The organism is Micromonospora sp. NPDC003776 (assembly GCF_053605645.1).
The window spans coordinates 1-7,537 of record NZ_JBSGJR010000340.1; the positions used below are offsets into that span (position 1 = coordinate 1).

Genomic DNA, 7,537 nt, shown 5'->3' on the forward strand with positions numbered 1-7,537 from the left:
GGCCCGGGCCCGAGCAGGACGAGCTGACCGCCCTGGCGGGCGGCGGCGAGCTGGTCGTCGCGGACGGCAACCACCGCAGCCTGGCCGCGCAGACCGGCGGTTTCCCGCGCTTCCTGTCGGTGATCACGACGCCGGCCTCGGTCGCCATCCAGCCCTACAACCGGCTGGTCAGCGAGCTGACCACCACCCCGGCGGAGCTGCTCGACCGGCTCCGCGCCGCCGGCGCGGAGGTCAGCCCCCTCGACGGCCCGGTCGAGGTCCCGGCGGCCGGCGGCACCGTGCACCTCTACCTGACCGGCCAGGGGTACGCGGTGCGGCTGCCGCACGCCGGCGGCGGCCGGCTGGAGAACCTCGACCACGCGCTGGTCGAGCGGCTGCTGCTGCGGGACGCGCTCGGCCTGGACCCGGGCGACAAGCGGATCACGTACGTGGGCGGCGACTACTCGGCGAGCTGGCTCACCGGGGAGGTCGACGCCGGCCGGGCCGAGCTGGCCGTGCTGGTCGCCCCGGTGACCGTGGACGACTTCGTGGCGGTCAACCTGGCCCGGGAGAAGATGCCCCGCAAGAGCACCTGGTTCACCCCGAAGGCGCGGGCCGGCCTGGTGGTCGCCGAGCTGCCGCACTGAGCTTGTGACGAATCCGCCTCCGGGTCGCCGCCCGCGCGCCGGCCCGGAGGCGGGCCTGTCAGACTGCGCGGTATGCGCGTCTACCTGGGATCCGATCACGCCGGTTTCGAGCTGAAGGTGCACCTCGCCAACCACCTGGCCACGCAGGGGTACGAGGTGGTCGACGTCGGCCCGCACGCCTACGACCCGGACGACGACTACCCGGCGTTCTGCCTGCACACCGGCGACCGGGTGGTCGGGGACCCGGGCAGCCTCGGGGTGGTCATCGGCGGCTCCGGCAACGGCGAGCAGATCGCCGCCAACAAGATCACCGGCGTCCGCGCCGCGCTCGCCTGGAACATCGACACCGCGCAGCTCGCCCGGGAGCACAACGACGCCAACATCATCGCGGTGGGCGCCCGCCAGCACACCCTGGACGAGGCGACCGCCCTGGTGGAGGCGTTCCTGACCACGCCCTTCTCCGGCAACCCCCGGCACGCCCGGCGCATCATCCAGGTGGCCGAGTACGAGCAGACCCGCCAGCTCCCCGACCTGCCGGCCTGACCTCGTCCCGGCGAGGGGCCGCCACCCCCGGCCAGCCGGTTGCCCGCCGGTCCCGGCCGGCGGCCGGATCGGACGGCCGTCAGCGGCCGGTGCGGGGCAGTTCGTCGCGGGGGATCCAGTTGCGGCGGACGATCACGACGCGGGCCTCGGCCTCGGCCAGGTCCGCGTCGCTCGGCCGGGCCGCGTCCCGGGCCCGCAGGGCGGCGGTCACGCTGACCGGCGACGACCCCGACCCCACCAGCCCGCGCAGCCCACGCTCGCCCTCCTCCGGCACCGGCCCGGGGCGGCGCGGCCGGACGTCCGACGACTCCAGCTCGGCGCGTCTACCGCCGCGCGGCGACCTGGAGCCGTCGTCCGACGAGTCCAGCTCGGCTCGTCTGGGGCCGCGCGGCGGACTCGGGTCGCCGTCGTGCACGGCGGACGTGGTCGCGCTCGGTCCGTCCGCGTCGCCGCCCTCCCCGTGGTGCCGCAACCGGCGTCGCCGTCGCTCCGCATCACCCATCCTCCGACCGTACCGCCCCCACCGCCGAACGGCGCCGGCGTCCCACCGCTCAGCCCGATCTTGGACACGTCCCGTTCCTGCTGAACGGCAACTTTCCAAGATCTGACCGGCCCGGTCCGCGAACGGGGGTCAGAAGACCTCCATGGGGGCTGGGGCGCGGTGCCAGCCGAAGGCGGCAGCCGACGCGGCGACGGTGCCGGGGACGAGTTCCCGTACCCGGCCGGCGGCGGCGAGCGCGCCCAGCCCGGCACCACCCAGGTAGAGCTCGCCGAGGGCGCGTACGTCGCAGGCGAGCTGGGCCGGCGCGGTGCTGGCCACGCACTTGGCGCCCGCCGGGCCACCGACCAGCCGCCACCGGCCGGAGTTCTCCGGCAGCAGGTCGTCGGTCACCTCGAGCACCAGGTCGACGTCGGTCGCGTACCGGCGGGCGGCCAGCGCGGCCGGCACGTCGACGACCCGGACCCAGAGCGCGTCGGCGAGCTGGGCGCCGAGCCCACGCGGCTCGTTCACCAGCCAGAACAGGGGCTCGTCCAGGGCGGCGCCCCGGAACGACAGCCGCCGGGTCAGGTCGATCGAGAGCAGCAGCCGCCACAGCCCCAGGTACGCCTCCGGGGTCGCGGCGACCACCTCGTCGACCCGGACCTCGCCGCGCGGGCCGCTGCGGTCCCACGCCTCCTTCGTCCGGTAGAGCGCGTACCCGTCGACACCCGCCGGCCCCTCGTGCAGCAGCACCCGGCGCTCGGTCGCGCCGCCCCGCAGGCTCTTGACGTCGGCGAGCAGCCAGGCCCACCAGCGCTCGTCCCGGCTCGACCAGCCGGGCCGGTCGGCGCGCACCCGGTCGTACACCCGGGCCAGTTCGGCCCGGTGCGCGGCCGGCCGGTCGAGGCGGAGGCCGCCCCCGGCGGACGCCGGTTCCGGCAGGCGCAGCTCGGTGGTCTCGCACTCCAGCGTGTAGCGCTGGGCGGCGAGCCCGTAGCCGAAGCGCGGATAGATCCGGCCCTCGCTGGCCCAGAGCACCGCCACCGGCTCCCGGCCGGCGTCCCGGATCTCCCGCAGCTGCCGACGCATCAGGGCGGTGAGCAGCCCGCGCCGGCGGTGGGTGGGAAGGACCGAGACCATCGTCACGTGCGCGGCCGGCACGCTCGCGCCGGGCGCCTGGAGCTCCCGGGTGAACGCGGCGGCGTGCGCCACCGGACGCCCGCCGTCGCGGACCAGCAGCGCGCGCTCCGGTTCGAAGACCCCGCGCTCGACCTCGACCGCCTCCGGGTCGGGCTCGTCGTGGAAGGCCAGGTACAGCAACGCGCTGATCTCGTCGAACTCCTCGGCCCGGGGCACCGTCACGTCCGTCATCGGATGTGTGTAGCCCATCACGTCCGGGGTCGGCGACCGATTTGCCGGGTCGCTACCCTCGGAACCGTGGCCGGCGTCGGTCGAGGGGGAGGACACGAGATGGCGGACCAGACACAGCCGTGGGCCGAGCAGACCGTGGAGGTGCCGCCGCAGCCCGGGGTGGGGGTGGTGCCACCGCAGCGGGACGGGTTCCAGCGCGGCGTGGCCCAGGTGGGGCAGCGCCGCACGCCCCGGACCGAGCAGTTCGCCGCCGTCGACCCCACCGACTGGGCGCACGACTCCGCCCCCCGCCGGCCGATCAGCTGGCACCTCGCCCAGCTGCGTCGGGGCGGCGAGTGGAGCGCGGCCGGCGGCCTCTTCGCCTTCGTCTGCTGGGGCATCTGGGCGATCTCCGGCCGGGGCAACCTGGCGGCTCCGTTGCTCACCTTCGTGCTCAGCCTGCTCACCGCGGTCGGCCTCTTCGCGCTCGCCCGCCTGCTCGGCCGGATCGTCTGGGAGCGGCAGCTCGGCCGGGTCCGCCGGACCGCCCGCGGCGCGCACCTGGTCACCGCGCTCTTCCTGGCCGGGGTGGGGGTGGCCTACCTGCAGCAGACCGAGTGGGTGGTCAGCGCCTGGAACTGGGTCACCGGCAACTGATCCGCCGTGGCCGCGGGCGGTCGGCGTCCCGCCGCCCGCCCGTCGGCCCGGCCGCGGTACCTCGCGACGCCGGTCGTCACTCCACCAGGACGGCGGTCGCATTACCCCACGGGGCTCGGTTCATCCGTCGCCCGGTGGGCTGAGCCGCGGTCGTCACTCCTGGGCGTCGGCCTTCGGCGAGGCGACCCGGGCCGCCGGGTCCTCGACGCCCGGCTCGCCGCCGCCCGGCGCCACCATGCCGTCGTAGTTGTAGACGGTCCCGTGCTCGCCGTGCCGCTTGGTGGTTTGGACGTAGCGGTGGATCATGCCGTCGATCTCGATCTCCAACAGGGCCTGGTCGTCCACGTCCTGGCTGCTGCCGTCGCGGGGACCGCCCACCAGGTACGCCTTCGTGTTCGTCTCCATGTGCCCGCCCTACCCCGGCTCGGGCGGGCGGAAACGACGACCGTCCACCGGCCGGTGCCGGCCGTTCGGCGAGCCGGACGGCGCTTCCGGCGCACCGATCCCGGTCGACCGTCGTGCCCCGCCCGGACCGCCGCGCAGCATGGCGGCATGGGCGCGTATCGATCAGCGTACGAGCGGAGCATCGCCGACCCGGAGGGCTTCTGGCGGGAGGCGGCGCGGGACATCGACTGGCACCGGTCGCCGGAGCGGATCCTCGACGACAGCGCCGCGCCGCTGTACCGCTGGTTTCCGGACGGGGAGCTGAACACCTGCCACAACGCACTCGACCGGCACGTCGCGGCCGGCCGGGGCGACCAGCCGGCGTTGATCCACGACAGCCCGGTCACGGGCACGGTCCGCACCCTCACGTACGCCGAACTGCTGGCGGAGACCGCCCGGTTCGCCGGGGCGCTGCGCCGGCTCGGCGTGCAGCGCGGCGATCGGGTGCTGCTCTATTTCGCCATGGTGCCGGAGGCGGTGGTCGCGATGCTGGCCTGCGCCCGGATCGGCGCGGTGCACTCGGTGGTCTTCGGCGGCTTCGCCGCGCACGAACTGGCCGTCCGGATCGACGACGCGCGGCCGAAGGTGGTGGTCGCCACCTCCTGCGGCATCGAGGTCGACCGCGTCGTGCCGTACCACCCGATCCTCGCCGCCGCCCTCGACGAGGCGACGCACGCCCCTCAGCGCTGCGTGCTGGTGCAGCGCCCCCACGAACCCGCCCCGCTGGTCGCCGGGCGGGACCTCACCTGGGACGAGGCGATGGCGGACGCCGAGCCGGTCGACTGCGTGCCGGTGGCCGCCACCGATCCGCTCTACATCCTCTACACCTCCGGCACGACGGGGCGGCCGAAGGGCGTGGTGCGGGACAACGGTGGCCACGCCGTGGCGCTGCGCTGGTCGATGCGGAACGTCTACGGCATCGGGCCCGGTGACGTCTTCTGGGCCGCCAGCGACGTGGGCTGGGTGGTCGGCCACTCCTACATCGTGTACGCGCCGCTGCTCACCGGCGCGGCCACCGTGCTCTACGAGGGCAAGCCGGTCGGCACCCCGGACGCCGGCGCGTTCTGGCGGGTGGCCGCCCAGCACCGGGTCGCCGCCCTGTTCACCGCGCCCACCGCGATCCGGGCGATCCGGCGGCAGGACCCCGAGGGCGCGCTCATCGCCCGGTACGACCTGACCGGCCTCCGTACCCTCTTCCTGGCCGGCGAGCGGCTCGACCCGGACACCTGGGCCTGGGCGGGGCAGCAGCTCGGCGTACCGGTGGTGGACAACTGGTGGCAGACGGAGACGGGCTGGCCGGTGGCGGCCAACCCGCGCGGCCTGGAGCCGCTGCCGATCAAGCCGGGCTCCCCGTCGGTGCCCGTGCCCGGCTACGACGTCCGGGTGGTCGACGGCGGCGGCCGGGAGGTTGCCGCCGGCACCGACGGCTCGATCGTGATCAGGCTGCCCCTGCCGCCCGGCTGCCTGCCCACCCTCTGGGGCGACGACGAGCGGTACGTCCGCTCCTACCTCGCCACCTTCCCCGGCTACTACCTGACCGGCGACGGCGGGCGGTTCGACGACGACGGCTACCTGTACGTCATGGGCCGTACCGACGACGTCATCAACGTGGCCGGGCACCGGCTCTCCACCGGCGCGATGGAGGAGGTGCTGGCGGGGCACCCCGCGGTCGCCGAGTGCGCGGTGATCGGGGTGGCGGACGCGCTGAAGGGCCAGGTGCCCAGCGGGTACGTGGTGCTCAAGGCCGGGGCCGAGGTCGACCCGGACGACCTCGCCGGTGAGCTGGTCGCCCTGGTCCGGCAGCGGATCGGGCCGGTCGCCGCGTTCCGCCGGGTGACCGTGGTGCCGGCGCTGCCCAAGACCCGCTCCGGCAAGATCCTCCGCCGGACCATGCGCGGCCTGGTGGAGGGGCGGGACGAGCCGGTGCCGGCCACCATCGACGACCCCGCGACGCTGGCGGTGTTCCGCCGGCTCGGCGACGACCGGGACTGACCTCAGCCGACGAACCGGTAGACCACGAACTCCTTCTCCGCGCCGCAGGCGATCACCTCGGTGTCCCACGAGCACGATCCACTGCGTACCCCCTTGAGCGCGCCCATCTCGAAGGGATCGGCGCCCACCGCCATCCCGGCCAGGATGCGGTCGCCCTCCACCGCGCTCGGCGACTCGCTGAACAGGAGCGCGTTGCCGGCGTCGAGCCGGGCGGCGACCCCGTCCCGGTCCCGCAGCAGCGTGCCGCCGTCCGGCGTGAAGAGGGTGACCGTCGGCTTCGGGGAGTCGTGCGAGGCGAGCAGGTGCTCCCCGAGCGGCACCAGCGTCTCGGCCCGCGGGGCGGGCCAGTCCCGGGTCTTCTTTCCCTCGGCGGCGGCCACCACCGTCGTGCCGTCGGGACCGGCGTCCGGCACCTCCAGCAGGCAGGCCCGGTGCTCCCCGCAGGTGACCAGGGACTTCGCCCGGGCGCCCTGGTCGCCCGAGGTGTAGAGGATGGCGGGCACGCCGAGGCCGCCCAGGTCGTAGGAGAGCAGCCGGAAGCCCCGGTTGTCCTCGACCACGTAGAGCCGGTCGTCGCGGGCCGCCATCAGATCGTCGACGTCCGCCACGTTCGGCCGGCTCTTCAGGATCTTCCCGGTGTCCAGCTCGACGACCCGCACCGACCGGTCCGCGCCGACCTGGACCAGCCGGTCCGCGTCGCCCAGCCAGGGCGCGCGGGGTGTGCCGTCGAGGTACGCCGGGCCGCTCAGCGCCGCGCCGGTGCCGACCGGCAGCACCCGGGTACGCGCGTCCCCGTACTCGTTGCGCGGGTTGTCGTGGTACCACTGCTGGCGGCGGTCGCTGAGCCGCAGCCCGAGCAGCCGCTTGCCGGTCCGGTCCAGCCAGACCGCGGTGTGTGCGGTGAAGTAGAGGTCGTCGTCGCCGTGGATGCTGAGCACCCACCGCTGCTTGCCGGAGCCGTCCAGCATCACCAGGTCGCGCGGCGTGCTGTCGCCCACGGCGTCGGCGAACACCGCGACCCCGTCCGGCAGCGCCCGGATACCCGCCCAGCGCTCCGCGGTCGCGTCGGTCTGCTTCTTCCACAGCCGGTCACCGGTCGTCGTGTCGACCGCCACCACGGCGAGATGGTTGTCCGGCAGGGGATACGCCAGGTAGGCGCGGTCACCCAGAACGGCGGTGAACATGTCGGCCGGCCGCTCGTCGCCCGCCGTCTCCTCGGCGATCAGCCGCGGGTTGTGAAAGTCCAGCGCCGGATAGCGGTCCCGGAACACCCACCACAGCGTCGTGGCCAGGACGGCGAGCACCACCACGCCGGCGGCCAGCGCCAGCCAGCGGAGCCCATGCCCGCGTCGCGGTCCGGCCCCGCCGGCGGGTGCGGGCGAGACCGGCGGCCCCAGGGGTACGCCGGGCGGCGGCCCGCCGACGCCCGGGTGCCCGGCCCGCT

7 protein-coding genes and 1 pseudogene are annotated in these 7,537 nt (G+C 75.1%); 4 read left to right on the forward strand and 4 right to left on the reverse strand.

Features of this window, described 5'->3' with window-relative positions:
* Window positions 1–626 (forward strand): DUF1015 family protein (locus tag ACWEVO_RS23970; RefSeq protein WP_452309761.1); only part of this gene is annotated, 626 nt, incomplete at its 5' end.
* 72 nt (window positions 627–698) lie between these two features.
* A complete protein-coding gene (locus tag ACWEVO_RS23975) occupies window positions 699–1,169 on the forward strand; it encodes a ribose-5-phosphate isomerase (protein WP_452309762.1) in 471 nt (156 codons plus the stop codon).
* A gap of 79 nt (window positions 1,170–1,248) precedes the next feature.
* Here the strand turns inward: ACWEVO_RS23975 and ACWEVO_RS23980 are convergent, their stop codons facing one another.
* Window positions 1,249–1,671, reverse strand: a complete 423-nt coding sequence (locus ACWEVO_RS23980; protein WP_452309763.1) for a hypothetical protein — start codon at window positions 1,669–1,671, stop codon at window positions 1,249–1,251.
* Window positions 1,672–1,800: 129 nt separating this feature from the next.
* The gene (locus ACWEVO_RS23985; RefSeq protein ID WP_452309764.1) at window positions 1,801–3,021 is read right to left on the reverse strand and encodes a GNAT family N-acetyltransferase; all 1,221 of its coding nucleotides are present in this window, start codon (window positions 3,019–3,021) and stop codon (window positions 1,801–1,803) included.
* Window positions 3,022–3,120: 99 nt separating this feature from the next.
* Between ACWEVO_RS23985 and ACWEVO_RS23990 the strand changes: the two genes are divergently transcribed.
* Entirely contained in the window at window positions 3,121–3,657 is a 537-nt protein-coding gene (locus ACWEVO_RS23990; protein WP_452309765.1) for a hypothetical protein, read from the forward strand.
* Between the two features lie 153 nt (window positions 3,658–3,810).
* Here ACWEVO_RS23990 and ACWEVO_RS23995 read toward each other — a convergent pair whose 3' ends face one another.
* The gene (locus ACWEVO_RS23995; RefSeq protein WP_452309766.1) at window positions 3,811–4,062 is read right to left on the reverse strand and encodes a hypothetical protein; all 252 of its coding nucleotides are present in this window, start codon (window positions 4,060–4,062) and stop codon (window positions 3,811–3,813) included.
* A gap of 147 nt (window positions 4,063–4,209) precedes the next feature.
* Between ACWEVO_RS23995 and ACWEVO_RS24000 the strand changes: the two genes are divergently transcribed.
* Window positions 4,210–6,093, forward strand: coding sequence for a propionyl-CoA synthetase (locus tag ACWEVO_RS24000; protein ID WP_452309767.1), 1,884 nt, complete (start codon window positions 4,210–4,212; stop codon window positions 6,091–6,093).
* Window positions 6,094–6,095: 2 nt separating this feature from the next.
* Here ACWEVO_RS24000 and ACWEVO_RS24005 read toward each other — a convergent pair.
* Window positions 6,096–7,537 (reverse strand): annotated as a pseudogene (locus ACWEVO_RS24005) (Hsp70 family protein); the annotation flags it as partial.

What these genes read in the sequence shown, in the direction of transcription:
- ACWEVO_RS23980 (WP_452309763.1), bottom strand. Translation starts at nt 1,671, where the DNA reads ATGGGTGATGCGGAGCGACGGCGACGCCGGTTGCGGCACCACGGGGAG.
- ACWEVO_RS23995 (WP_452309766.1), bottom strand. Translation starts at nt 4,062, where the DNA reads ATGGAGACGAACACGAAGGCGTACCTGGTGGGCGGTCCCCGCGACGGC.
- ACWEVO_RS24000 (WP_452309767.1), top strand. Translation starts at nt 4,210, where the DNA reads ATGGGCGCGTATCGATCAGCGTACGAGCGGAGCATCGCCGACCCGGAG.
- ACWEVO_RS23985 (WP_452309764.1), bottom strand. Translation starts at nt 3,021, where the DNA reads ATGACGGACGTGACGGTGCCCCGGGCCGAGGAGTTCGACGAGATCAGC.
- ACWEVO_RS23975 (WP_452309762.1), top strand. Translation starts at nt 699, where the DNA reads ATGCGCGTCTACCTGGGATCCGATCACGCCGGTTTCGAGCTGAAGGTG.
- ACWEVO_RS23990 (WP_452309765.1), top strand. Translation starts at nt 3,121, where the DNA reads ATGGCGGACCAGACACAGCCGTGGGCCGAGCAGACCGTGGAGGTGCCG.